General features: G+C 37.3%; 22 protein-coding genes. 20 read left to right on the forward strand and 2 right to left on the reverse strand.

The features are described 5' to 3' along the window. Positions 1 to 104 precede the first annotated feature (104 nt). Genes ACQV2Q_RS02085 through proC form a run of 4 tightly spaced genes read left to right on the forward strand, consistent with a single transcriptional unit; the run spans position 105 to position 4,267 of the window. Positions 105 to 1,997 (forward strand): ABC-F family ATP-binding cassette domain-containing protein, encoded by a 1,893-nt coding sequence (locus tag ACQV2Q_RS02085; protein ID WP_428875213.1) that lies wholly within the window; start codon positions 105 to 107, stop codon positions 1,995 to 1,997. Positions 1,998 to 2,008: 11 nt separating this feature from the next. Next, positions 2,009 to 2,947, forward strand: coding sequence for a thymidylate synthase (locus ACQV2Q_RS02090; RefSeq protein WP_428875212.1), 939 nt, complete (start codon positions 2,009 to 2,011; stop codon positions 2,945 to 2,947). A 15-nt stretch (positions 2,948 to 2,962) separates the two neighbouring features. Then, positions 2,963 to 3,454 (forward strand): dihydrofolate reductase, encoded by a 492-nt coding sequence (locus ACQV2Q_RS02095; protein ID WP_428873427.1) that lies wholly within the window; start codon positions 2,963 to 2,965, stop codon positions 3,452 to 3,454. Beyond that, a complete protein-coding gene (gene proC, locus ACQV2Q_RS02100; protein ID WP_428881769.1) occupies positions 3,455 to 4,267 on the forward strand; it encodes a pyrroline-5-carboxylate reductase in 813 nt (270 codons plus the stop codon). Positions 4,268 to 4,324: 57 nt separating this feature from the next. Here the strand turns inward: proC and trhA are convergent, their stop codons facing one another. After that, a complete protein-coding gene (gene trhA, locus ACQV2Q_RS02105) occupies positions 4,325 to 4,996 on the reverse strand; it encodes a PAQR family membrane homeostasis protein TrhA (protein ID WP_428875208.1) in 672 nt (223 codons plus the stop codon). Between the two features lie 187 nt (positions 4,997 to 5,183). Here trhA and ACQV2Q_RS02110 point away from each other — a divergent pair, with 187 nt between their 5' ends. The 12 genes from ACQV2Q_RS02110 (at position 5,184) to ACQV2Q_RS02165 (ending at position 17,036) form a co-directional block, all read left to right on the forward strand. Next, positions 5,184 to 5,402, forward strand: coding sequence for a YozE family protein (locus ACQV2Q_RS02110; protein ID WP_428873423.1), 219 nt, complete (start codon positions 5,184 to 5,186; stop codon positions 5,400 to 5,402). A 12-nt stretch (positions 5,403 to 5,414) separates the two neighbouring features. Next, positions 5,415 to 6,128 (forward strand): purine-nucleoside phosphorylase, encoded by a 714-nt coding sequence (gene deoD / locus ACQV2Q_RS02115; RefSeq protein ID WP_428873422.1) that lies wholly within the window; start codon positions 5,415 to 5,417, stop codon positions 6,126 to 6,128. 131 nt (positions 6,129 to 6,259) lie between these two features. Next, positions 6,260 to 7,633: a S41 family peptidase gene (locus ACQV2Q_RS02120; RefSeq protein ID WP_428881770.1), complete on the forward strand. Its 1,374-nt coding sequence runs from the start codon at positions 6,260 to 6,262 to the stop codon at positions 7,631 to 7,633. A 1-nt stretch (position 7,634) separates the two neighbouring features. Continuing rightward, positions 7,635 to 8,207 carry a signal peptidase I gene (lepB, locus tag ACQV2Q_RS02125; protein ID WP_428881771.1) on the forward strand — a complete coding sequence of 191 codons (573 nt, stop codon included), beginning with the start codon at positions 7,635 to 7,637 and terminating at the stop codon, positions 8,205 to 8,207. 26 nt (positions 8,208 to 8,233) lie between these two features. Then, a complete protein-coding gene (gene ylqF / locus ACQV2Q_RS02130) occupies positions 8,234 to 9,100 on the forward strand; it encodes a ribosome biogenesis GTPase YlqF (RefSeq protein ID WP_428873418.1) in 867 nt (288 codons plus the stop codon). Further along, entirely contained in the window at positions 9,084 to 9,869 is a 786-nt protein-coding gene (locus ACQV2Q_RS02135; protein ID WP_428873417.1) for a ribonuclease HII, read from the forward strand. Before ylqF ends, ACQV2Q_RS02135 begins: the two co-directional genes overlap by 17 nt. Before the next feature lie 138 nt (positions 9,870 to 10,007). Beyond that, the gene (gene dprA / locus ACQV2Q_RS02140; RefSeq protein ID WP_428876254.1) at positions 10,008 to 10,874 is read left to right on the forward strand and encodes a DNA-processing protein DprA; all 867 of its coding nucleotides are present in this window, start codon (positions 10,008 to 10,010) and stop codon (positions 10,872 to 10,874) included. A gap of 90 nt (positions 10,875 to 10,964) precedes the next feature. Next, on the forward strand, positions 10,965 to 13,025 hold the full coding sequence (gene topA, locus ACQV2Q_RS02145) for a type I DNA topoisomerase (protein WP_428873415.1): 2,061 nt from the start codon (positions 10,965 to 10,967) through the stop codon (positions 13,023 to 13,025). A gap of 209 nt (positions 13,026 to 13,234) precedes the next feature. Beyond that, positions 13,235 to 14,167, forward strand: a complete 933-nt coding sequence (xerC, locus tag ACQV2Q_RS02150) for a tyrosine recombinase XerC (protein ID WP_428873414.1) — start codon at positions 13,235 to 13,237, stop codon at positions 14,165 to 14,167. Beyond that, a complete protein-coding gene (gene hslV, locus ACQV2Q_RS02155; protein WP_428873413.1) occupies positions 14,168 to 14,698 on the forward strand; it encodes an ATP-dependent protease subunit HslV in 531 nt (176 codons plus the stop codon). It begins immediately after the preceding gene. A gap of 20 nt (positions 14,699 to 14,718) precedes the next feature. Next, positions 14,719 to 16,125, forward strand: a complete 1,407-nt coding sequence (gene hslU / locus ACQV2Q_RS02160; protein ID WP_428876253.1) for an ATP-dependent protease ATPase subunit HslU — start codon at positions 14,719 to 14,721, stop codon at positions 16,123 to 16,125. A 17-nt stretch (positions 16,126 to 16,142) separates the two neighbouring features. Next, positions 16,143 to 17,036: an aldose 1-epimerase family protein gene (locus tag ACQV2Q_RS02165; RefSeq protein ID WP_428873411.1), complete on the forward strand. Its 894-nt coding sequence runs from the start codon at positions 16,143 to 16,145 to the stop codon at positions 17,034 to 17,036. A gap of 48 nt (positions 17,037 to 17,084) precedes the next feature. Here the strand turns inward: ACQV2Q_RS02165 and plsY are convergent, their stop codons facing one another. Beyond that, a complete protein-coding gene (plsY, locus tag ACQV2Q_RS02170; protein ID WP_428873410.1) occupies positions 17,085 to 17,693 on the reverse strand; it encodes a glycerol-3-phosphate 1-O-acyltransferase PlsY in 609 nt (202 codons plus the stop codon). Between the two features lie 267 nt (positions 17,694 to 17,960). On the opposite strand from plsY, the gene parE reads away from it, so the two are divergent. From parE to pflA, 4 genes are all read left to right on the forward strand, one after another. After that, positions 17,961 to 20,114, forward strand: a complete 2,154-nt coding sequence (gene parE, locus ACQV2Q_RS02175; RefSeq protein WP_428881772.1) for a DNA topoisomerase IV subunit B — start codon at positions 17,961 to 17,963, stop codon at positions 20,112 to 20,114. Continuing rightward, on the forward strand, positions 20,114 to 22,588 hold the full coding sequence (gene parC / locus ACQV2Q_RS02180; protein ID WP_428876251.1) for a DNA topoisomerase IV subunit A: 2,475 nt from the start codon (positions 20,114 to 20,116) through the stop codon (positions 22,586 to 22,588). Before parE ends, parC begins: the two co-directional genes overlap by 1 nt. A gap of 284 nt (positions 22,589 to 22,872) precedes the next feature. Beyond that, a complete protein-coding gene (gene pflB / locus ACQV2Q_RS02185) occupies positions 22,873 to 25,128 on the forward strand; it encodes a formate C-acetyltransferase (RefSeq protein ID WP_428873407.1) in 2,256 nt (751 codons plus the stop codon). Positions 25,129 to 25,215: 87 nt separating this feature from the next. After that, a complete protein-coding gene (pflA, locus tag ACQV2Q_RS02190) occupies positions 25,216 to 25,986 on the forward strand; it encodes a pyruvate formate-lyase-activating protein (protein ID WP_428873406.1) in 771 nt (256 codons plus the stop codon). Positions 25,987 to 26,030 lie beyond the last annotated feature (44 nt).

Below are 26,030 nucleotides of genomic sequence, written 5' to 3' on the forward strand. Positions count from 1 at the left end.
CTACTAAAAAGACTAGTCTATCTAATGCTGAATGATTTTGATATTTTTCAAGATAAGTTGCTTGTATGCTATAATAAGTTGATTGTAAAAAAGGGGTAGAGACTATGAAAGAACTAAGTATACAAAATCTATCAAAATCATATGGTGTGAAGCAATTGATCGACCAAGTCGATTTTTCAATCCGAACAGGTGATCGAGTGGGGCTTATTGGACCGAATGGAACTGGAAAATCTTCTTTTTTAAGAGTAATTGCAGGAATCGATAGTTATGATAATGGTCAAATTAAAGCCCCTAATCAATACGAAATTGCCTATCTGGAGCAAAACCCTCGTTTAGATCCAGATAAAACCATCCTAGAAACGGTTTATGATTCAAAAGCAGCGGATATTCAATTGTTATTAACTTATGAAAAATGTCGCATGGAGTTAGAGGCTGACCCAACCAATCATTTCTTACAAGATCAATTCACCAAATTATCAGATGAAATGACCTTGAAATCTGCTTGGGAAGTTGAGATATCGGCTAAGTCTATTCTGACCCAATTAAAAATCTATAATCTAAATAAAAGGGTTGGAGAATGTTCAGGGGGCCAGCAAAAACGGATTGGGATCGCTCAAGTCTTAATTGCTGAACCGGATCTTTTAATTTTAGATGAGCCGACCAATCATTTAGACGTAGAGTCAATCCAATGGTTGGAAAAATATTTAGCTTCTTACAAAGGTGCTTTATTACTAGTCACTCATGATCGCTACTTCTTAGAACGCTCGGTCAATAAAATTATTGAATTACAATATGGACGCATTACTGAGTTTGAAGGCAATTATCAGACTTATTTAACTAAAAAGGCTGAATTGATCGAAATGCAAGCCAAACAAGCCCAAAAACAAGATCGGCTCTACTTACAAGAACTCGCCTGGATGCGTCAAGGCGCTCAGGCCAGATCAACCAAACAACAAGCTAGGATTGATCGTTTTAACCAATTGAAGGATTCGATCGGCCTAAGAGACCAATCTCAAGATGCTATTGATTTTAATTTTTCACAACAGCGGATGGGTAATCAAATTATTGAATTAGAAGACCTTACAGTCGAAATTGCTGATAAGATTATCATTAACGGTCTAACTAAGACATTTGTTAAGGGCGATCGTTTGGGAGTTGTGGGTCCTAACGGAGTGGGGAAATCAACTTTCTTAAATTGCTTGGCAGGCTTGCATCCACTTAAAAAGGGTATATGTCGGTTAGGACAAACAGTCAATATCGCTTATTATCGTCAATTAGATGAAGATTTGCCACAAGCTATGCGTATCTTAAGCTATTTAACCCAAGTAGCGGATCAGTTCAAACGTCCAGACGGTTCAAGAGTTTCGGCTGCGCAAATGTTAGAGCGTTTCAATTTTCCCAAAGAGAGTCATGGTTCACTGATACAGTCACTTTCTGGTGGAGAAAAAAGAAGACTTTACTTATTAACCCTCTTAATCCAAGAACCCAATGTTCTTTTATTGGATGAGCCAACCAATGACTTAGATATTGAGACTTTAAATACTTTAGAAGACTATATAGAATCTTTTGAAGGCGTAGTGATTATTGTTTCTCATGATCGTTATTTTTTAGATAAGACAGTCGATCAATTACTGGTCTTAAAAGGAGAAGGGAAGTTTGACTTATACTGGGGAAGCTTTTCAGAATACTTAGAAACTAAGGATAATCATATTGAGAATGAAGCAAAACCAAGTAAGCAAGCCAACAAAGAAAACGCTCAAAAGTCTCAATTAAATAAAAAAAAGCGAATGACCTATCATGAAAAACAAGAATGGCAAGGTCTTGAAGAACGGATAGTCGAGTTAGAAAGCCAAATAGAGCAAAAGCAAAAACTGATGGAAGAACATTCAGAAGATGCTGGTAAGCTAATGGATCTTCATACTGAAATTGAGTTTCTAGAAGCTAACTTACTAGAACTTTATGAACGCTATGACTATTTAAGTGATTTGGACCAATAGGAGGTAGACGGATGAAACAATATCAAGAACTGATCAGTCATATTCTAGACCATGGTGACAAAAAGTCCGATCGCACAGGAACTGGTACGCTATCAACTTTCGGTTATCAAATGCGATTTGATCTCAGTAAAGACTTTCCTCTTTTGACTACTAAACGGGTGCCTTTTGGTCTAGTTAAATCGGAATTAATGTGGTTTTTAAAGGGGGATACCAATATTAAATATTTATTAATCCATAACAATCATATTTGGGATGAATGGGCCTTTGAAAACTATACGCAATCAGCTGACTACAAAGGAGTGGACATGACTGATTTTGGTCGACGTATCCTAGAAGATAAAGAATTTGCAGAAAACTACCAGATGGAGATGTCTAGTTTTCAAGCTAATATTATAGCTAGCAATCAGTTTGCGGCTAAGCATGGTGACTTAGGTCCTATCTATGGCAAACAATGGCGATCTTGGGAGGCGAATGGTGAAACCATTGATCAAATTCAGCAGGTCATTGAATCTCTTAAAGATAATCCAGATTCTAGAAGGCATATCGTAACGGCATGGAACCCTGCAGCTATTGATAAAGCGGTCTTACCACCCTGTCATTGCTTCTTTCAATTCTATGTTAGTAAAGGCCGTTTATCCTGTCAGCTTTATCAACGCTCAGCAGATGTGTTCTTAGGCGTTCCTTTTAATATTGCTTCTTATGCTTTATTAACCCATTTAATCGCCAAAGAAACTCATTTACAGCCGGGTGAATTTGTTCATGTTTTAGGGGATGCCCATTTGTATTTAACCCATTTAAAGGCAGCACGGACACTTTTAGAGCGTTCTCCACGTTCGCTTCCCCAGCTTAACATTTCAGATTTTCAATCCATCGATCAATTGAATTTGAATCAGATTCAGATTGAAAACTACCATCCACATCCAACAATTAAAGCAGCTATCTCAGTTTAGTAAATAGGAGGAGAAATGATGATTACATATGTTTATGCCCAAGATTTAAAAGGCGCAATTGGTTATCAAAAGGACTTACCATGGCATTTACCTAACGACCTCAATTTTTTTAAAGAAGTTACCATGGGACATACTATGTTGATGGGGAGAACGACTTTCGAATCAATGGACCGTAGAGTTTTACCAGGTCGCAAGACGGTTGTATTAACCAGTCAAGAAGATTATGGTCAAGATATTGCACAGCTGAACTTGGTACATAGTGTAGAAGATGTCTTAGAGCTAGCAAAAGATCAAGAATTAATGGTTATTGGAGGAGCAGGTGTTTTCAAAACTTTGATGGACCACGTCGATAAGATTGTGCGTACCGTCATCGAAGGAGAGTTTCCTGCAGATACCTATATGGCAGATATTGATCAAGAAAAGTTCCGTTTGGATAAGCTGGTTGAAGTTCCTGCAGATGCAGATAATGAATACCCTCATCGTTTTGAGTGGTGGGTGAGAAAATAAATGACTGATTTTACCACTTTTAAAGCAATTGGCTGCATTGGTTGTGGCAATATGGGATCAGCGATTATAAAGTCTCTTTCGACTAACTTTTCCAATTTAGCCTTTTACTTATATGATAAAGACAATTATAAAAGTCAAAGCTTGGCTAAGGACTGTGGTGAGAGTGTTGAAGCAGTAAATAGTCTTGAAAAACTTTTAGCTTCTGCTCAAATCTTTTTTATCGGAGTCAAACCGAAAGACTTAAATATCTTGTTGGACTCCCTTAATTCTATTGAATTACTTGATTCTAAATTATGGATATCGATGGTAGTGGGTAGGTCATTAAGTAGTATTCAAAAGCTACTTCCTCAAGGGCATCATCTTATCCGCATAATGCCTAATACCCCTGTTGCCATCGGACAAGGTTATGTTTCTTATTGTTACCAGAAAGAAAATTTCAATGACCAAGTAATTAATGAATTTAAGAACTTATTACAACCCTTGGGACATCTTCAGTTGATCGAAGAAAGCTTATTTGATGTTGCTTCTGCTATTCCAGGATCAGGTCCTGCCTTTATCTACCAGTTGATTGAAGCTATCAGTGATGCCGGCGTTTATTATGGCTTGAACCGTCAGCAAGCCATCGATATGGCGGCTAAAACAGTGGCTGGTGCCGGTCAGATGGTCCTGGAAAGTCATCAACATCCTGCTCAATTAAAAGACGCTGTGACCAGTCCTAAGGGTACGACCATTGCCGGTGTTAGAAGTTTAGAAGCGAATGGATTTCGATCGGCTATATTTGAAGCTGTTTCAGCAACCGTAGAGAGAACATAAGAATAAATCCATCTCCTATTCTTTTTAGAATGAGAGATGGATTTTATTGATTGAAGTTTATAGGTATTGAAAAATTGAGTAAAACATTAAACCTGCTCCTAAAATAACAAAGAGGTGCCAAACAACGTGCATCCAGCGATTAGATTTCATAGAATAAAATATCGTACCAAGAGAATAGGCGATCCCACCTAGAGCCAGATAAATTATTCCCCAAAGGTCTATTGATTTAAAGAGGGGATAAATAATTAATAGGCACAGCCATCCTAATGCTAAATAAAGATAGGTCGATAACTTTGGAAAACAGTCGATAGCAAAGACTTCAAATACAATCCCTGCTATTGCCAACATCCAGATGAGAGCAAGAAAGAGATAAGCCAAGTGATTATTAAGAGCTATCATGAGATAGGGAGTATAAGTTCCGGCAATTAATAAATAGATCGCTGAATGGTCCAGTTTTTGTAAAACACGTCGATATTTACTGTGGGAAAAAGAATGGTAGAGGGTTGAATTAGTAAAAAGGGCCACCAAAGAAAAGCCATAAACGATATAGGCAATCATATCGATGCTGGATCTTTGAGCTAATCCTTTTTTAATGAGTATATAAGTCCCAAGCAAAGATAAAGCAGCAGCGATTCCATGAGTGATAGCATTCCAAGTTTCGACTTGTTTGAATGAATGACTACTTCTAGATGGTGTCATTGTCGGATTGGACGAAGATGAATTAAACATTTAATCGGCTCCTTCTTTTATACTAATTCAATTATACTTAAGTTAGGGTTTAGATGAAAGAAAAGTCGGTTTATGGAATAATTGATTTATTTATTAGGATTACAAATGCTATAATAAAAATAATTCCACGAAACCCAGAGTATTTAACTTTATCAAAGAATGATCTTTAAAGAATAGGAGGTCTAGGATGGGACCTAGTTTTTATGAATTTATAATGCGATATGCTGATGAAGCGGCCAATGATCCCATGAGTCGCTTAGCTAATGCAGTCAGTAACGACATTGCTTTTCCCAAGCAAAGTCATGATTTTCAAGAAATATCTGATTATTTAGAAAAAAATAGTCACTATTCAAGACTATTAAGTATTTTTGATGATGCCTGGCACCAATATCAATATGCAATTTAAAGGAGAGATTTAATGAGTACACATATTCAAGCCCACTATGGGCAAATAGCCCCGATAGTTCTGTTTCCCGGTGATCCCTTAAGAGCAAAATATATTGCTGACCAATTTTTAGAAAATGTTATTCAATATAACGAAGTGCGCAATATGTTTGGCTACACAGGAGATTACCACGGTATAAAAGTATCGGTTCAAGGATCTGGAATGGGGATGCCATCAGCTATGATCTATGCAGAGGAACTTTACCGTGACTATGATGTGCAAACAATTATTCGGGTAGGATCTGCCGGTGGTATGCAAGAAAATGTTAAAGTTAGAGACATAGTCTTAGCCCAAGGAGCTACAACCGATTCTTCAGCTTTAAGTAATATTTTTAAAGGACAAGTTTCCTATGCTGCACTTGCTGATTTTCAAAGTCTTGATCACGCTTATCATTTGGCACAAACAAAAGTAGGAGACCGGGTTCATGTAGGGAATGTACTTTCTAGCGATCGTTTTTATAATGATGAGTTAGATAAAGAAAAATTAGCTCAATATGGTGTTCTAGCAGTTGAAATGGAAGCAGCCGGACTTTATGCCGTGGCAGCAAAATATCAGCGCAGAGCTTTAGCTATTTGTACGATTTCTGACCATCTATTAACTGGTGAAGAGACAACCGCTCAAGAGCGTGAACAAACCTTTACAGACATGATGGAAATAGCTTTAGAAACAGCTTTAAAATTGGATTAAACAATAGAAAGAAGGGAGATGAAATGATTTTTAAATGCAAATTTATCAAGAAGCAAAAAAACAACCTTCTTCAGTGGACTCAAGATAAATGGCTTTGCCTTTTTTTAATCTTTTCGCTTTTTGCTTTGGTTATGAATTATAAAGCGCTACCGATTTCAGCTATGGGAAAGCTATTTGGCAGTCCTTCAGTTGAAAAAGAAGATCAATTAACCAAAGAAGATTTAGCGATTATCCAAGAAGTTTATAATTCTTTACAAATCAATTATATTGAGGAATTAGATAAAGAAAAGCTTTTAGAAGGAGCTCTAAAAGGCATGGTGGATGCGGTGGATGATCCCTATTCTGAATTTTTAAACCCTACTGAAATAACGCCTTTTGATGATTCTCTGGAAGGATCCTTCACCGGTATAGGGGTTCAATTTATGTTAAAAGATAGTTTGCCTACGGTTATAGCTCCGATTGACGGAACTCCCGCTGCAAAAGCAGGTATCAAAGCCAATGATATTATTCTAAAAGCCGATGATGTGGATCTTCAGGGATTAGACACCAGTGAAATCGTGCAAAAGATTCGTGGACCCTTGGGGTCTGAGATTACTTTAAAGATCAAGAGAGGTCAATCAACCTTTGAAGTAACTATGATTCGAGAAGAAATTCCTCTTACTACGGTCGACTATGAACAAGATGATAAATATGACCAAGTGGGAGTCGTTAAAGTGAGCCAATTTGCTTCATCAACTTATGAGGAAATGGTATCGGCCGTTAAAGACTTACGGTCAAAAGGTGTCGATCGCTTTATTTTTGATTTCCGCTATAATCCTGGAGGAATGTTGGAAACAGCTTTACAAGTTAGTAATATGTTCTTAGATGATGATCAAGTCATTATGCAAACAGATGATCGTCTGAGTGAGCCGTTTGAGTATGTGGCTTCTGACGAGCGCTATGGTGATTTTCAAATTACAGAGCCTTATGTATTATTAATCGATGAAGGCTCGGCTTCAGCTAGTGAAATATTAGCTGCTGCCATTAAAGAAAATACGGATGCCCCTGTGATCGGGGTGACTTCTTTCGGAAAAGGGACGGTTCAAAGAATGATTTCAGAATCCTCATATGGGGAATTAAAATTAACCGTAGCAAAATGGCTTACACCTAGTGGGGGGTGGATTCATGAGAAAGGAATCGAACCTGATCAAGTGGTAGAAGCACCAGAAGTCGCTAATACGATTGTGTTAAATCAAGAAGAAGATTTAAAAATAGGCGATGCTTCCGAATACGTTCAATCAGCTAGTTTAATGTTACAAGCATTGGGTTATCAAGAGGAAAAAACGGCTTATTTTAGTCCTGAAATGGAAGAAGCTGTAAGGAACTTTCAAAAGGACTTTAAGCTAGAAGTAAACGGTGTTATTGACTCAGCAACCAGTGACAAATTGGTTGAAGAAACGCGAGCTTATTTAGAAGCAGAAGACCCACAATATCAAGCAGCTATCGAGGTCTTATTAGGAGAATAAGATGGGGAAATTTTTTAAAACAATTCTAATAGAGTTCGTAAATATCATTTTTGTGATTCTTGCTGCTTTGTTTCTCTTTTTAGCTGTACGTAACTATCTTGCACAGCCCTTTCAAGTTGAAGGTAAATCAATGAATCCCACTCTTTATCAAGCAGACCATTTGATAATGTGGAAACAATTTGATTTAGACCGTTTTGACATTATTGTCTTTCCTGATCCTATGGGTTCTGGCAGAACCTATGTGAAGCGTTTAATTGGCCTTCCAGGAGATTCGATTGTAGTAAGAGAAGATCAGTTATTCATCAATGATCAGTTGATTGAAGAACCTTATTTGGAGCCGGCCAAATCTAATATGGAGACAAATTATACTGAAGACTTCACTCTGTGGGAAATAACAGGTGATTCGCTTATTCCAGAAGGTAAAGTTTTTGTGATGGGTGATAACCGACCTGGTTCAGGAGACAGTCGCCAATTTGGTTATGTCGATATTGATGAAATTGAAGGAGAAGCTAACTTTATTTATTATCCTCTTGATCGAATAGGAAAAGTAGGTAAACTGCAAGCTATAGAATAAAGAGTCTATTAAAAAGGAGGGATAAATTGAATCAGATTCAGTGGTTTCCAGGCCATATGGCAAAGGCTAAAAGGGAAGCAAAGGAAAAACTTAATTTAGTGGATTTAGTAATTGAATTGGCAGATGCTCGCATACCTGAATCCAGCCGTAATCCTGTGATTACAGAAATTATTAATCAGAAACCTTCAATTCTGGCTTTAAATAAAGCAGATTTAGCTGACCCCAATTTAACTAAACATTGGATTCAACACTATCAAGAACAAGGTCAAATTGCTTTAGCAATTGATGCTCAGCATCAATTGGGTTTGAATGAACTTAAGAAGGCCTGCAAAGACTTAATGGTAGATTTTTTTGCCAAACAAAAAGCTAAAGGGGTAAAACCTAGAGCGATTCGTCTGATGATTTTAGGCATCCCCAATGTCGGCAAGTCAACGCTCATTAACCGCTTTGTCGGAAAAAATCAAGCACAAACTGGCAATAAACCAGGGGTTACTAAAGCGCAGCGGTGGCTAAAAATTGGGAAAGAGTTTGAATTACTAGATACGCCTGGTATCTTATGGCCTAAGTTTGAAGATCCCTTGACGGGTTATCACTTAGCCTTAACCGGAGCCATTAAAGACCAATTAGTCGAAATGCAGGAGCTATCTTTAGTGTTGATCGGTCATTTAGAACAATTTTACCCTGGTTTATTAAAAGAATTTTATCATTTAGAAGACTATCATCAAGAGATGGCTGCGGCTGAAATTTTAACTAGTTTGACACAGACATTAAAACTGGATCAAGACTATACCCAAGCAGCTGAGCGATTAATATTTGATTTTCGTCAACATAAATTGGGTTCGATTACACTCGATCGTCCGATTGAGAGGGTTAACATTGAAACAAACCATTAAAGAAATCAAAGCGCAGCTAAAAACAATTGAAGACCTTGAAGATGTTTACCTCAATCAATTAAAAGAAGATCCTAGAAAAGGAGTTCAAGAGCTAGTAAGACGTCATAAACGAGTGTTAATTGCTTATAACCAACGTTATCAAGCTTATCAAAAACGCCTAGACTTTGATCGCCAATTATTGGATGCTAACCAGTCTTTTGTGCTTGCAGGAGTTGATGAAGTGGGGAGAGGTCCGATAGCTGGTCCAGTAGTAGCAGCGGCAGTTATTTTACCTCAAGATACCAGTGATTGGGTGGACGTCAATGATTCGAAAACCTTAACGCATCAAAAGCGTTCAGACTTAGCTGAAATGATAAAACAACAAGCTAAAGCTTATGCCATCACAAGCGTATCTCCTCAAGCGATTGATCGCATTAATATTTATGAGGCCAGTCGTATGGCCATGAAAGAAGCTGTTCTAAAGCTCAACAAAGCAGTGGATTTTGTTGTCGTAGACGCCATGAAATTAGATTTACAGATTCAACAAAAAGCAGTGGTGAAAGGTGATCAACGCTCACTTTCCATAGCTGCTGCTTCTATTATTGCCAAGGTCCATCGTGACCAGCTGATGGTGGATTATGCAAGATGGTATCCAGAATATGGTTTTGACCAGCACATGGGCTATCCAACTAAGAAACATCTGGTTGCGTTAGAACAATACGGCTACACGGCTATTCATAGACAATCCTTTAGTCCTGTTCAAAAAATTAATAAATTCTATGGTTCGTAAGTTGGCCAAAATTTTAAAGAGCAAGTATTGAAAAATATTTGCTCTTTTGTATGTCTTAAAGCTTTTAATGAGGATCGCAGAGCACTTATGGCCTAATTACTTTGTATCTTAAGGGTAAAAGCTTAAGGAGTGTAGGCCATGATAAAAAGAGAGTTAATCTATTTACAGATGAAAGGCGTTAAATACCGTCATTTGTGGCATTATTTTAAAGTTAGACAAAATCTCTCTCGTCAAGCAAGTGTTCATTATTTACTTATTAATAACATGTGGTCATTTAAGGAAGAGGCACTCTTCAAGGATTGGGAAAGTTGTCAAGAGATTCTAACTAATTTAGAAAAGCAAGCGATTCTCTTTGGTGAAAAATCCTATCCCTATCGCTGGCTTCAGCTTCCCCAACCACCTATTTTGTTTTTTTATAGAGGAGATCTTAACCTTTTAAATCGACCTTTAGTTGCGATTGTTGGATCTAGAAAACTATCGGCTTATGGAAAAAAAAGCGCACAAAAAATTAGCAAGGCACTAACTAAAGCGAGCTTTGTGATTGTTTCAGGTTTGGCTAAAGGAGCGGATTTTATTTCGCATAAGGCTTGTATGAGTGAAAAAGAAGGGAGAACCATCGCTATTGTTGCCAATGGCTTTGAGCATTATTATCCCAAAGAACATCATCAGCTCCAAGAACAAATAGCAAGCAGTCATTTGTTATTAAGTGAGTACCTACCCCATCAAGCTATTCGAAAGTATCAATTTATTGCAAGAAATCGTTTGGTGGCTGGACTATGCCCCGTAGTGATTGTCATTCAAGCAGCCAAGAAATCGGGCTCATTAATTACTGCTAATTATGCCTTGGAATATAATAGTCAAATTTATGCTTTACCTGGACCCATCGATGACCCGCAATCTTATGGATGCAATCACTTAATACAAGCAGGGGCAAGACCGATTGTCGATTTGGACCAATTAATAGAAGAGATAGCTCTAGATTATCAACGGCAAAAGATAAAATAAAGAGTATTCATTGACATAATTGAAAGTTTAGCATAAGATTGTTACGATTTTGCATGTGAGCAAAGGAATAAGAAAGGGAGTGATTGTTACTTGGCCTATAAATATCTCGTCATAGTCGAATCACCAACCAAAGCCAAAACCATTGATAAATATTTAGGCAAAAATTATAAAGTCGTTGCTTCAAAAGGTCATCTCAGAGATCTACCGAAATCACGAATGGGCATTGACTTAGAAAATAATTTTGAACCGCATTATATTTCAATTAGGGGCAGAGGCGATACCATTAAGGAGCTTAGAAAATTAGCCAATAAGGCTGAAAAAGTCTATTTAGCAAGTGACCCGGACCGTGAAGGAGAAGCAATTGCTTGGCATCTTTCCTATCTATTAAAATTAGATCCGCAAGCGGCTAACCGTGTAGTATTTAATGAGATTACTAAAGAATCGGTTAAAGAAGCATTTAAGCAACCACGACAAATCGATCAAGACTTAGTGGATTCTCAACAAGCAAGAAGAATTTTAGACCGAATAGTGGGTTATTCTATCTCACCTTTATTATGGAAGAAGATTAAAGGTGGTTTATCAGCAGGGCGTGTTCAATCGACCACTTTAAAACTAATTATTGACCGTGAAAAGAAAATCCGCCAATTTAAACCAGAAGAATATTGGAAAATTCCAGCGAACTTTAAAAAAGGACGGTCGAAATTTGAAGCAGAATTCTATGGACTAGACGGTAAAAAAACTGAGCTCAAGAATAAAGAGCAAGTTGATCAAGTTATGAAACGTCTTGACCTTAAAGGTGAATTTAATATTCAATCAATTACTGAAAAAGAACGTTTTCGTAAGCCCAATGCACCGTTTACTACCTCTACCTTGCAGCAAGATGCTGCCAATCGTTTGAATTTCCGTACCGGCAAAACCATGATGATTGCTCAGCAGCTTTATGAAGGCATATCTATTCGTCGTAATACCATCGGCTTGATTACTTATATGCGTACCGATTCGACTCGAATTTCACCAACAGCCAAAAAGATGGCAGGAGATTTTATTAAAGATACCTATGGTGAGCAGTATTTGGGAGCAGGACATAAGGTCAATAATAAAGCAGGGGCTCAGGATGCTCATGAAGCTATACGTCCCTCAAATGTCAGTTTAACACCCGAATCGATTAAAGATTCATTAACTAAGGACCAATTCCGTCTCTATGCTTTAATATGGGCACGCTTTGTGGCTTCACAAATGTCAAATGCCGTCTATGATACAATTAAAGCAGATATCATTCAAAATGATGTTCTCTTTCGTGCGAATGGTTCACGCATTAAATTTGAAGGCTTCTTGAAAGTTTATCCAAGTAAATCAGATAAAGATAACTATCTGCCAGCTTTGAAAGAAGGAGATGCAGTTACAGCTGAAAAGATTGATCCAAGTCAGCATTTTACTCAACCACCAGCACGCTATAATGAAGCCAGCCTAGTTAAAATGCTTGAAGAGTTGGGGATTGGGCGACCTTCCACTTACGCACCAACCTTAGAAACTTTGCGTAAACGCTACTATGTTAAAATGGAAGCTAAACGTTTTACGCCGACAGAACTAGGAGAAATTGTCAATGACATGATGGAAATTTACTTTCCAGATATTGTTGATTCTGAATTTACAGCTGGGATGGAAAATAAACTTGACCAAATCGAGGAAAATAAAGTAGAATGGCAGAAAGTTCTGAATGACTTTTATCAGATTTTCGCTAAAGATTTAGACAAGGCAGAAGAAGAGATGGAAAAAATTGAGATAAAAAATGAACCAGCTGGTTTTGACTGCCCAGAGTGTGGCAATCCAATGGTCATCAAAATTGGTCGCTATGGTAAGTTTTATGCCTGCTCCAATTTTCCAGAATGCCGTCATACTGAAGCCATCGTCAAAGAAATTGGTGTAAAATGTCCTACATGCAAAGAGGGCGAAATTATCGAAAGAAAATCGAAGAAGAACCGGATATTTTATGGGTGTTCAAGATATCCAGAATGTGAATTCGTTTCTTGGGACAAACCAATCGGTCGTAATTGTCCAAAATGTAATGAGTATCTTATCGAAAAGAAATCTCGTAAAGGCAAGCAAGTTCAATGTTCTTCTTGTGATTATACTGAAGCCATAGAAAGCTAAGCGAATTTTAAAAAAACTTCTTTAATTCAATCAATTTAGCTAAAACCGAATGCTTCACAGTTTTGTGAGTGTTCGGTTTTTTATCTATTTAGCAATATTAACTGAACTATAAAATTTACTTTTAGCCTGCATTTTGAATATGGCGCTTAATTGGCTATGAATTCAAAGAAAAGGTATAATAAAAAAAGAGGAAATTGAGGTGATAAATGATGCAGGATAAGATTATTAATTTTTTGAATTATTTATTGAACGAACGTCGTTATTCTCAACATACAGTCATCGCCTACCAAAGAGATCTGAACCAATTCTGGCTTTTTATTAAAAGTTCAGGAGAAGTTAGCTTAGAGCAAATTTCCTATCAAGATTTAAGGCTTTATTTAGCCTATCTAAACGAACGCTCGCTTAATCCCAAAACGATTGCCAGAAAATTATCCTCTTTACGTTCTTTTTTTAATTATTGTTTGCGTCGGCATTGGATTGACCAAGATCCAATGGAGTTAATTACTTATAAAGCAAAAGAGACTCATTTACCCTCTTTTTTCTATGAAAATGAAATTGAAAGTCTCATTAAAGTAGCTAAAACTAGTCTTTTAGATTATCCCAAGCGAAATCTCGCTATCCTTGAATTGATGTATGCAACGGGTATCCGCGTTTCAGAATGCTGTCAGATAAGACTAGACCAACTTGATTTTTCCTTGCAAATTCTACGTGTGTTCGGCAAGGGGAATAAGGAACGAATTGTCCCTTTTGGAGATCCAGCTATGCGAGCTTTAAAAGATTATATTGAAACGGAGCGTAAAGAGTTATTAAGTAAATGGTCCATGCAGAATCAAAGAAATAATGATATATTATTCTTATCGGAAAAAGGGAAAGCAATTAACCCTGATCAAGTGCGCCATATTTTGCAAAAAATAGTAGAAGAAAGTCAGCTTAATTTAAAGATTAATCCCCATAAATTGAGACATTCTTATGCGACCCATCTATTAAATCGTGGGGCAGATTTACGTTCCGTTCAAGAACTCCTAGGCCATGAGAATTTATCTTCTACACAAATATATACCCATATAACCGGCGATAAAATGCGATCAGAATACTTAAAAGCTCATCCGAGAGCTCGTAGAAAGAAGCAGGAGGAAGAATAAATGACAACAATATGTGCAGTTAAAAAAGATAATAAATTAGCAATGGCGGGAGATGGTCAAGTCACAATGGGAGAAACGGTCATTATGAAAGGTGGTGCCCGCAAGCTTCGTAGAATTTTTAACGATCAAGTGGTTATTGGATTTGCCGGAGGAGTTGCTGATGCTATTACCTTGTCAGAAATGTTTGAAACGAAGTTACAAGCCCATCAAGGCCAATTAACTCGAGCAGCTGTAGAAGTAGCCAAACAATGGCGGACAGATCGCTCTTTACAAAAGTTAGAAGCCCTTTTAATCGTTATGAATAAAGAAAGTCTCTTATTAGTATCCGGCACGGGAGAAGTTATCGAACCGGATGACGGTATTTTAACCATCGGTTCGGGGGGCAATTATGCCTTGGCAGCAGCTAGAGCCATGCTTAGAACAAGTGAGCAATTAAGTGCAAAAGAGATCGTTTCTCAAGCCCTAGAAATTGCTGCTGAAATTGATGTTTATACTAATAAACAAATCATGGTCGAAAGTTTTGAATCCTAGATTTAAAGGAGAATGTAAGAATGGAATTAAGTCCCAGACAATTAGTTGCAGAATTAGATAAATATATCATTGGTCAAGCAGAAGCCAAACGTTCAATAGCCGTTGCTATTCGAAATAGACAAAGACGGTTACGCCTTGAAGCTGAAATGCAAGATGAAGTAAAACCTAAAAATTTATTAATGATTGGTCCAACCGGAGTTGGAAAAACAGAAATTGCTAGACGTCTAGCCAAGATTATTAAGGCCCCTTTTTTAAAGGTGGAGGCCACTAAGTATACCGAAGTTGGTTATGTTGGTCGTGATGTAGAATCAATGGTCAGAGACTTGGTAGAGCAAGCAATTCGTATCGTTCGTGATGAAATGCGCCAAGAGGTTGAAGATGAAGCACGTGAAAAAGCAATTGATCGAATTGCTAAAGCACTAGTCCCTGGTAAGAAGAAAAAGAAGGAAGTAAAAAAAGATCCTAACAATGCCGGTGGCTTCGTCTTGCCAGATATGGAAGCTTTTATGCGCCAAATGCGTGGTGAAGTAGAAGCAGAAAAAGAAGAAGTGACGGAAGAAGTGGCTTCCAACCGTCGTCATATTCGCCAGCAAATTCGTGAGGGTGTGTTGGATAAACAAGAAGTGACTATTGAAATGGAAGAAAAGAAACTACAGTTAAACTCACTTAATCCTGCTATGGAGCAAATGATGGATATGCAAGAATCCCTCAACGCTTTAAGACCTAAGAAAATGATTCAGCGTACAGTGACTGTCAAAGAAGCGCTTAAGTTATTAACAGTAGACGAAGCAGACAAATTGGTAAACGAAGAGGATATTCATCAAAAAGGCTTAAAACTAGCTGAGAAAAACGGTATTATTTTTATTGATGAGTTAGATAAAATTGCCTCTTCAAGTAATCAATCGGGAGAAGTTTCAAGACAGGGTGTTCAGCGTGATATTTTACCAATCGTTGAAGGTAGTCAAATTCAAACCAAATACGGTATTATAAAGTCTGATCATATTCTCTTTGTGGGATCAGGTGCTTTCCATGTTGCTAAACCTTCTGATTTAATTCCAGAGTTACAAGGACGCTTTCCCATTCGAGTCAATCTTCAGGACTTAACCGCTGACGATTTTGTTAAAATTCTAACCGAACCTAAAAATGCCTTACTTATCCAATATCAGGCCCTTTTAGCTACTGAAGAGGTGACCGTTAACTTTAGCGATGAAGCAGTTCAGAAAATGGCCTACTATGCGGAAACCTTAAACCGCAATACAGATAATATTGGAGCAAGACGCCTACATACGATTATTGAGACAGTTTTAGAAGATTTATTATTTGAAGCAGCAGACACACCAATGGTAATTGAAATTACTGAAAAATACGTCGATGATAAATTAGCAGATAAGGTTGAGAATCAAGATCTTAGCCACTATATCTTATAAAGAAATGGGTGAAGCCTATGGTAACCATTCAAAATAGTTTTTTAAAAGTGGAGATAACTGAGAATGGGGCAGAAGTCCAGTCAATTACTGATCTAAAGACAGACTATGAATTTCTCTGGCAAGCAGACCCTTTCTATTGGTCTCGCAGTGCCCCCATCCTTTTTCCCATCGTTGGGCGCCTACAGGATGATCAGTATCTTTATGGTGGAAAATTCTACCAAATGAGTCGCCATGGGTTTGCTAGAGATTATACCTTTACTGTTCAAAGTCAAACCGAATCTTCTGCAAGCTTTTACTTAAAAAACAATAAAAACACGCTAGAATCCTATCCCTTTGAATTTTCGCTTCAGGTTAATTATGTTTTATATGATCATAAGTTAACAATTACTTTTGAAGTTTATAATCCTTCACTTGAAAAACCTTTATATTATTCAGTGGGTTATCATCCGGCCTTTAATCTCCCACATACAGTAGGAAGAAATTATCCGGAATTCAATCAAGTAAGTTACCAATTAAATCCAGAAGGGTATTATTATCTCTTACAAACTAATAATGATGGCCTAGTCAACTTAGAAAGAGCTAAGTATACAGAAGTGATTAATCAAAAGCTGCGTCACAAACAATTTAGAAATGATGCCTTAATCTATCAAGTGAGTGAAAAAGCTGAACTTATCTTAATGGATGCTATCAATGATGTTGAAATTAAATTTCGTTCTATTGGCTTTGACTATGTTGCTTTATGGTCTCCTTATCCTAAGCGAGCTCCTTTCTTAGCCGTAGAAGCATGGTCTGGCTTACCGGATATTGCCAATGAGCCTGAGCTATTTAAGCATAAACGGGGAATTCATAGTTTAGCCCCCCAATCCATCAGTACTCATGATTTGACGATGGAATTTTTCAAGGGTGAATAAAATTAAAAAGATAAAAATAGCTAAGGAAAATGCCTTAGCTATTTTAATTTATTTTTTTCTAGGATTTAAACCGAAGGTCACTCGACTTTCTTCTCCTTTAAGCAGTCTTTGAATATTCTCTCGATGACGATAGACCATCAAAACAGCCATAAAGGCAAAGCCCCAAGAATATACTAAAGGTTCTCGTAGAATAATCCAAATAGCGACCAGCAAAAAAGAGGTCATGGCAGCAATACTCACAATTGATGTCAATAAGAGAATGGTTATAAAGAGAGCGACCATGGCTAAAGCAATATAAAAGTTAAATGCCAATAGTACACCTACCGATGTCGCAACGATTTTTCCGCCACGGAATTGACTGAAAATTGGATAGGCATGTCCCAGAACAGCAGCAATAGCCGTTAGCATAATAGCTAAATCACTATCCGAGCCTAAGAGCTGTTGGGCCATTAAAACTGGAAGATAGCCCTTTAAAATATCCACAATAATAACCACAATGGCTGCAATCGGTCCAAAATTTCTGCCGATATTCGTACCACCAGAATTGCCTGAACCGAGGGTCCGAACATCGATATTGTGGATATATTTTGAATACCAGACACCTGAGGGAATCGATCCCGCCAAGTATCCGACAATAATCATTAAGATAGCTAACATTTATTAACCTCCTAGTTTACTCTCTTCATTCTAACATGATTGAATAATTTTCACCAAGCGAATTTCTTAATTATAAAAATGCAATATTTTTGACTTTTAGGCATCAAAACAACTTTAAGTAAATCAAAAGTGTCAAAGCGGGATTTATTCTGCTATGATAATAGAGTTGGGAAATAGAGCCTTTATACTGAATAGATACTATCGTTAAAAGATTATTCAAAAAACGCATGACTATTTCTTATTAAATAACATTAAAAGGGTGAGAAAATGGCAAACAAAAATTCTAAAGTGAATTTAAGCAATTATAATGATGATGCCATTCAGATATTAGAAGGTCTAGAAGCCGTAAGAAAAAGACCGGGTATGTATATCGGATCGACTGATCAAAAGGGCCTTCACCATCTTATTTATGAAATTGTTGATAATTCTGTAGATGAAGCTCTATCAGGTTTTGCAAATCGAATTGTTGTGTCTTTAGAAGCAGATGGCTCGATTCGCATTACTGATAATGGCCGGGGCATGCCGATTGGTAGGCATGCTTCAGGGGTTCCTACGGTTCAAGTTATTTTCACTGTATTACATGCTGGTGGAAAGTTTGGCCAAGGTGGATATAAATCCGCTGGAGGGCTTCATGGAGTAGGAGCCTCGGTCGTAAATGCTTTATCTTCATGGTTGGAAGTGACGGTTATTCGAGAGGGATACCAATACCATATGCGGTTTGAAGAGGGCGGACGTCCTGCCAGCTCTTTAAAAAAGACTAAGCACAATAATCAATCAGACACTGGTACAAGTGTTCATTTTATGCCGGATGAAAAAATATTTGGATCTTCTGCCATTAACTATGAAACCATTTCCGAAAGGCTGAGAGAGTCAGCCTTCCTTTTAAAAGGAATTACCATTGAAATTCATGATCAAAGAAAAGACATTTCAGAGACTTTTCATTATGAAGATGGTTTACAAGATTTTATTCAATATCTTAATGAAGATAAAGAAGTCATGGGAAATGTGGTGGCTTTTTCAAGCCAATCAGAAGATTTTGAGATTGATTTTGCCATGCAGTATAATGATGGTTATTCAGAAACCATTCTTTCTTTTGCTAATAATGTTCGTACCAATGGTGGAGGCACGCATGAAACGGCCATGAAGACAGCTATTACCAAGGTATTTAATGACTACGGTCGTAAAATGAGTTTGATTAAAGAAAAGGATAAAAATTTAGAAGGGTCCGATATCCGGGAAGGACTGGCAGCCATTGTATCGGTTCGTATTCCTGAGCAATATCTACAATTTGAAGGACAGACGAAGGACAAATTAGGAAGTCCAAAGGCACGTACCATTGTTGAATCTTTTGTAACAGAGCACTTAGGTTATTATTTAGCAGAAAACGGTAATTGGGCGCAAACTATTTTAAGAAAAGCTTTAAAGGCTAGACAAACACGAGAAGCTGCTCGCAAAGCGCGTGAGGCTTCACGTTCTTCTAACTCTAATAAACAACAAGAACGCTTAATTTCAGGTAAGCTTACTAAGGCCCAGTCAAAAGATGCTTCAAAGAATGAACTTTATATCGTGGAGGGAGATTCGGCCGGTGGCTCAGCTAAATTAGGGCGTGATCGTAAATTTCAAGCCATATTGCCTTTAAGAGGTAAGGTCATCAACACTGAAAAAGCATCTTTAAGCGATATTATGAAAAATGAAGAAATTAATACCCTCATCTACACAATTGGTGCAGGGGTAGGGGCTGATTTTGATATTAAAGCTGCTAACTATGATAAAGTTGTCATTATGACGGATGCGGATACGGATGGTGCTCACATTCAAGTACTGCTTTTAACTTTCTTCTACCGCTATATGAAGCCATTGATTGAAGCAGGCAAGGTCTATTTGGCCATGCCGCCTCTATATAAGGTATCAAAGGGAAAAGGTAAGAATGAAAGAATCGAATACGCTTGGACAGATGAAGAACTACAAGCAAAAATTAAAGCAGTGGGACCAGGCTACATCTTACAACGTTATAAGGGGCTCGGAGAGATGAATGCGGATCAATTATGGCATACGACTATGAATCCTTCCTCACGCTTATTGATAAGAGTAACTCTTGACGATGATTCGTTATCCGAAAAGCGTTTATCGACTTTAATGGGTAGTAAAGTAGATCCTCGCCGTAAATGGATTGAAAAAAATGTTCAATTTACCATGGATGAAGAAGATTCTCTATTAAAAGAAAACACCCAAACCAACCACTCTCTAGCACAAGAAGACAAGGAAGCCTTGTTAGTGGCTAAAAACCCAGCTTCAAAAGCATCTGCGAAAACAAAAAATAAGCTATCAAAAAAAGAGCCGTCTACTGACCTTAATGAAAATCCAAGTAAGGATTTAGTGGATGAAAATGGACAAATTGATTTATTTGGAGGTGATTTATAATGACTGAACTAGAAAATAAAGGAGTCCAAGAATTAAATTTTTCATCGGTTATCGGTGATCGATTTGGTCGCTATTCCAAGTATATTATTCAAGATAGAGCGTTACCCGATATTCGCGATGGTTTAAAACCCGTTCAAAGACGTATTTTATATGCTATGTTTGCCGAAGGAAATACTGCTGAAAAAGCTTATCGCAAATCAGCCAAAACAGTGGGGAATGTGATCGGTAATTATCATCCACATGGAGATTCATCGGTTTATGAGGCCATGGTTCGTATGTCTCAAAGTTGGAAAAACCGCCAACCTTTGATCGACATGCACGGTAATAATGGTTCCATGGATGGCGACCCAGCTGCAGCAATGCGTTATACAGAAGCTAGGCTTTCAAGTATCGCCATGGAACTCTTAAGAGATATCCATTCTCAAACAGTCGATTGGATTCTGAACTTTGATGATACCATTGAAGAACCTCGTGTTTTACCCGCTCGCTTTCCTAATCTACTAGTGAATGGCGCAACCGGTATTTCAGCAGGTTATGCAACCGATATTCCTCCACACAACTTAGGGGAAGTCATTGACGCTTTAATTTATATGATTAAGCATCCCGATAAAATCAGTGTCGACCAGTTAATGAAGTATTTACCAGGACCAGATTTTCCAACGGGTGGTATTATCCAAGGTAAAGCGGGCATTAAAGAAGCCTATCAAACGGGTCAAGGTAAAGTTGTTATTCGATCTAAATTAGAAGTTGAAAAATTAAAGGGTGGTAAGTCTCAAATTGTTGTGAGTGAAGTACCCTATGACGTTAATAAAGGCAAACTTATTCAAAAATTAGATGAAATACGTCTTTCTAAAAAGCTAGAAGGGATTGCTGATGTTCGCGATGATTCAGATATTAATGGTGTTTCATTAGTCATTGAACTAAAAAGAGATGTAGAGGTCGAACCAATTCTTGCTTACCTCTATAAAAACACCGATTTACAAGTAAATTATCACTTCAATATGATAGCCATTCACGATCGTCGACCAGTCCTTTGTTCCTTAGAAAAAATGTTACAAGCTTACCTTGACCATCAAAAAGACATTATTCGTCGAAGAACTCAATTTCTTCTTAAGAAAGATCAAGACCGTCTTCATATTGTTGATGGCTTAATCCGAGTTATTTCTATTTTAGATGAAGTAATTACCACTATTCGCCAATCTGAAAACAAGGCCAATGCTAAAGATAATTTACACCAACAATATAATTTTTCAATGGCACAGGCTGAAGCAATTGTTTCCTTACAGTTATACCGTTTAACTAATACGGATATTGTAGGCCTACAACAAGAAAAATTTGAACTTAACGAAAGAATCCATATGTACGAGAATATCCTTTCTAATGCCAGTACTTTAGACAAGGTTTTGGTTAAGGAATTAAAGGAAATTAAGAAAAAGTTTAATAGTTTGAGAATGAGTCAATTAGAAGAGGAAGTGGAAGAAATTACCTTGGAAAAGACTCTTTTAATCCCACAAGAGCAAGTCTATGTGTCTGTGACTAAGGAAGGATACTTGAAACGTACTTCGGTTAGGTCATTTACGGCTTCCGATTCCACTGATTTAGGATCTAGAGATTTAGACTATCCATTATTTGTTCAAGAACTCTCGACTCATGATGCGATTGTGATTATCACATCTAAAGGTAATTATATTCATTTACCTGTTCACGAATTACCAGACATTCGTTGGAAAGATCTGGGTTTACATTGGTCTCAGCAATATCAATTAGATAAAGAGGAGTCCATCATTGCGGTGTTTGCGCAAAAAGCTTCGGACAATCCGAGTGAAGACCGAATTGTCATGATGACACAAGCAGGTCGCATTAAACAAACCCTCTTATCAGAATTCTCAACTTATCGATCCTATAAAACTCGGACAATGACTGCAATTAAATTGCAAGATGACCACGATCAATTAGTAGCAGCTCGATTAGCTAAAGCAGACAAGAACTATCAAATCGCCAGTATGACCCACCGCTCCTACGGTTTACGGTTTGATTTAGAACAAGTTTCAATTCAAGGACTAAAAGCACAAGGGGTCGTAGGTATGAAACTGAAAAAGGATGATTATCTTGTATCGATGCTCTTAATCGATCAAGCAGCTTCAAGACCACAAGTCTTCTTATTAACCAATCGAGGAAATCTTAAACGAATGGATAGTGAAGAACTGGCTAGTGCTAATCGCGCCAGTGTTGGAACGCTCATTCTAAAAGAAATAAAATCAAACCCCCATCGGATTTTAAAAGCTTTAGCCTTACAAAAAGGGAATATACCGATTATTATTCAAGGGGATACCGGTAAATCATTAGAGATGATGGCTTTTGATATCAATATTAGTAAACGCCAGAATAATGGCAGTCAGATTGTTGAGCTTGATCAACTAGGTAAGGTGATAGACATCCATCCTGCACGCTTGAAAATGTTAGATGAAGAATAAGATAAAAAACAAGTATCTGAACCAGATGCTTGTTTTTTATTTGCAAAATCAACAACTAAAACTCTGTGTACTAAAACAAAAAACAGAAAGCAAACAACTGTTATAATCTTATTGCTACAATGAGCACAGAATACACTCTATTATTTTGTTTTTTCTAACAAAACACTGATATGTAAAGCTTAACACTAATTATATAATTCACAATAACTGTTTACATTGAACTTTTATTGTGTTATATTATGGGTGTAGAAATTGTCGGATCATTTTAAAAAAGGAGAATTAAAATGGAAATTGCAAATAAAACCGAATTAAATAAAGCATGGGATGGCTTTCAAGGAAGCAAATGGCAAAAAGAAATCGATGTTCGTGATTTTATTCAAGAAAACTATGCTTTATATGAAGGGGATGAAAGTTTCCTAGCAGATGCTACACAAAATACAAAAGATCTTTGGGACCAAGTGATGGATCTTAATAAAAAAGAACGGGAAGCAGGTGGCGTTCTTGATATGGATACTAAAGTGGTTTCTTCTATCACTTCTCATCAAGCAGGTTATTTAGATAAAGACAAAGAAGCAGTCGTTGGTTTCCAAACAGATGCTCCTTTTAAACGTAGCTTACAACCTTACGGTGGAATTCGTATGTCTAAGAATTCCTTAGAAGCTTATGGCTATGAGTTAGATCCAGAAACAGAACATATCTTTACACAATATCGTAAAACTCATAACCAAGGTGTTTTTGATGTCTATACCCCAGAAATGCGCGCTGCTCGCCGCTCTGGTGTTATTACCGGTCTTCCTGATGCATATGGCCGTGGTCGTATTATTGGTGACTACCGTCGTGTAGCCTTATACGGGGTAGAGCGTTTGATGGAAGAAAAGCAAAAAGATTTTGCTAACATCGGAAATGGTACAATGGATAACGATGTGATTCAATTACGTGAAGAAGTTACTGAACAATACCGTGCTTTACAAGAATTAAAAGAATTAGGCGAAATTTATGGCTTTGATATTTCACGTCCAGCTGAGAATGCAAAAGAAGCTTTCCAATGGTTATACTTAGGCTATTTAGCTGCCGTTAAGCAACAAAATGGAGCGGCTATGTCATTAGGACGTACTTCTACTTTCTTAGATATTTATATCGAACGTGACCTAGCTAAGGGCACATTGACTGAAGTCGAAGCACAAGAGTTAGTTGATCATTTCGTGATGAAATTACGTTTGGTTAAATTTGCACGTACACCAGAATACAATGAATTATTCTCTGGTGACCCAACTTGGGTAACAGAATCAATCGCTGGTATAGGTTTAGATGGACGCCCACTTGTTACTAAGAACTCTTTCCGTTTCTTACATACCTTAACAAACTTAGGTCCGGCTCCGGAACCAAACCTAACAATTCTTTGGTCACCATCATTACCTCAAGCCTTTAAAGAATATGCAGCTAAAATGTCGATTATATCTTCTGCTATTCAGTATGAAAACGATGAGATCATGCGTCCAGAATATGGTGATGATTATGCGATCGCGTGTTGTGTGTCTGCTATGCGTGTAGGTAAACAAATGCAATTCTTTGGAGCGCGTGCTAACCTTGCTAAGACATTACTTTATGCCATTAATGGTGGGGTAGATGAAAAATCTAAAGCGCAAGTTGGCCCTCAATATGCGCCAATTACATCTGAATATTTAGATTACGATGAAGTTTTGGCTAAATATGATGATATGATGGAATGGATTGTTGAGTTATATGTAAATACTTTAAATATCATCCACTATATGCATGATAAGTATTCTTACGAATCATTAGAAATGGCTTTACACGATACAAAAGTTCTTCGTACAATGGCAACTGGTATTGCAGGCTTCTCAGTTGCAGTAGATTCTCTATCTGCAATTAAGTATGCTAAAGTTAAAACAATTCGTGATGAAAATGGTTTAGTGATTGACTACGAAATTGATGGAGATTTTCCTAAATATGGAAATAATGATGATCGTGCGGATCAAATTGCTGTAGAATTATTGAAGAACTTTATGACAAAAGTTCGTAAACATAAAACTTACCGTGATTCATTACAAACAACTTCAATTTTAACTATTACTTCAAACGTTGTTTATGGAAAGAAAACTGGTAATACACCGGACGGACGTCGTGCAGGAGAACCATTTGCACCAGGGGCTAACCCAATGCATGGTCGCGATACCCATGGTGCTTTAGCTTCTTTACTTTCTGTGGCTAAAGTACCTTATGAGTACGCTTTAGATGGTATTTCCAATACCTTCTCAATTATTCCTAAAGCGCTTGGTAAAGAAGAAGCCACTCAAAAAGCTAACCTAGCTAATATGTTAGATGGTTACTCGACAAGTGGTGGACATCACTTAAATGTCAACGTCTTTAACCGTGACACCTTATTAGATGCGATGGAACATCCTGAAGAGTATCCACAATTAACAATCCGTGTATCAGGTTATGCTGTAAACTTTATCAAGCTAACACGCGAACAACAATTAGACGTTATTAACCGTACAATGCACGCTTCAATGTAAACTTTAAACAATTAATTAAAAACTTCAGAAAAAGGGACTGAATTTTATTTCAGTTCCTTTTTCTAAAAGTTAGATGGAGGAATTGAAATGTCAGAAGTAGCACAAGCAATTAAAGGCTATGTTCACTCCACAGAAAGTTTTGGTTCAGTTGATGGACCGGGTATTCGCTTTATATCTTTTATGCAAGGTTGTCGAATGCGATGTGAATTTTGCCATAACCCAGATACTTGGAAGATGACGGGTGGCAAGGAATACAGCCCACAAGACTTATTTAATGAAGCCATTCAGTATCGTGCTTTCTGGGGAAATGAAGGGGGAGTCACTGTATCAGGTGGGGAACCCTTATTACAGATGGATTTTTTAATCGAATATTTCAAAATATGTAAGGCCAATGGAGTACATACAACCATAGATACTTGTGGCCAGCCTTTCACTTATGAAGAGCCTTTTTTTAGTAAATTTCAAGAACTGATGATGTATACGGATCTGCTTTTGTTTGATATAAAACATATCGATCGTCAAGGCCATATTAAACTAACCGGCCATCCAAATGATAATATTCTTGAAATGTCACGCTATTTATCAGATATTAATAAAGCCGTCTGGATCCGTCATGTATTGGTTCCAACAAGAACGGATTTTGATGAATATTTATACCGTTTATCCGATTATGTAGCCAGTTTAAATAACGTCTTAAAGTTTGAAGTTTTACCTTACCATATGATGGGTGTTTATAAATACACTGCATTAGGCTATCGATACAAATTAGAAGGTGTAGAACCTCCAACTAAAGAAAGAGTCGAAAATGCCAACCGTATACTGCGCTGTGCAGAATATACCGGCTACCTAAAATCATAATAAAAAAATCTGTAACCATTCAAATTTAATGGGTGGCTACAGAA

It is taken from the genome of Facklamia sp. P12950 (genome assembly GCF_050409465.1).
In the GTDB taxonomy this organism is placed as follows: domain Bacteria; phylum Bacillota; class Bacilli; order Lactobacillales; family Aerococcaceae; genus Facklamia.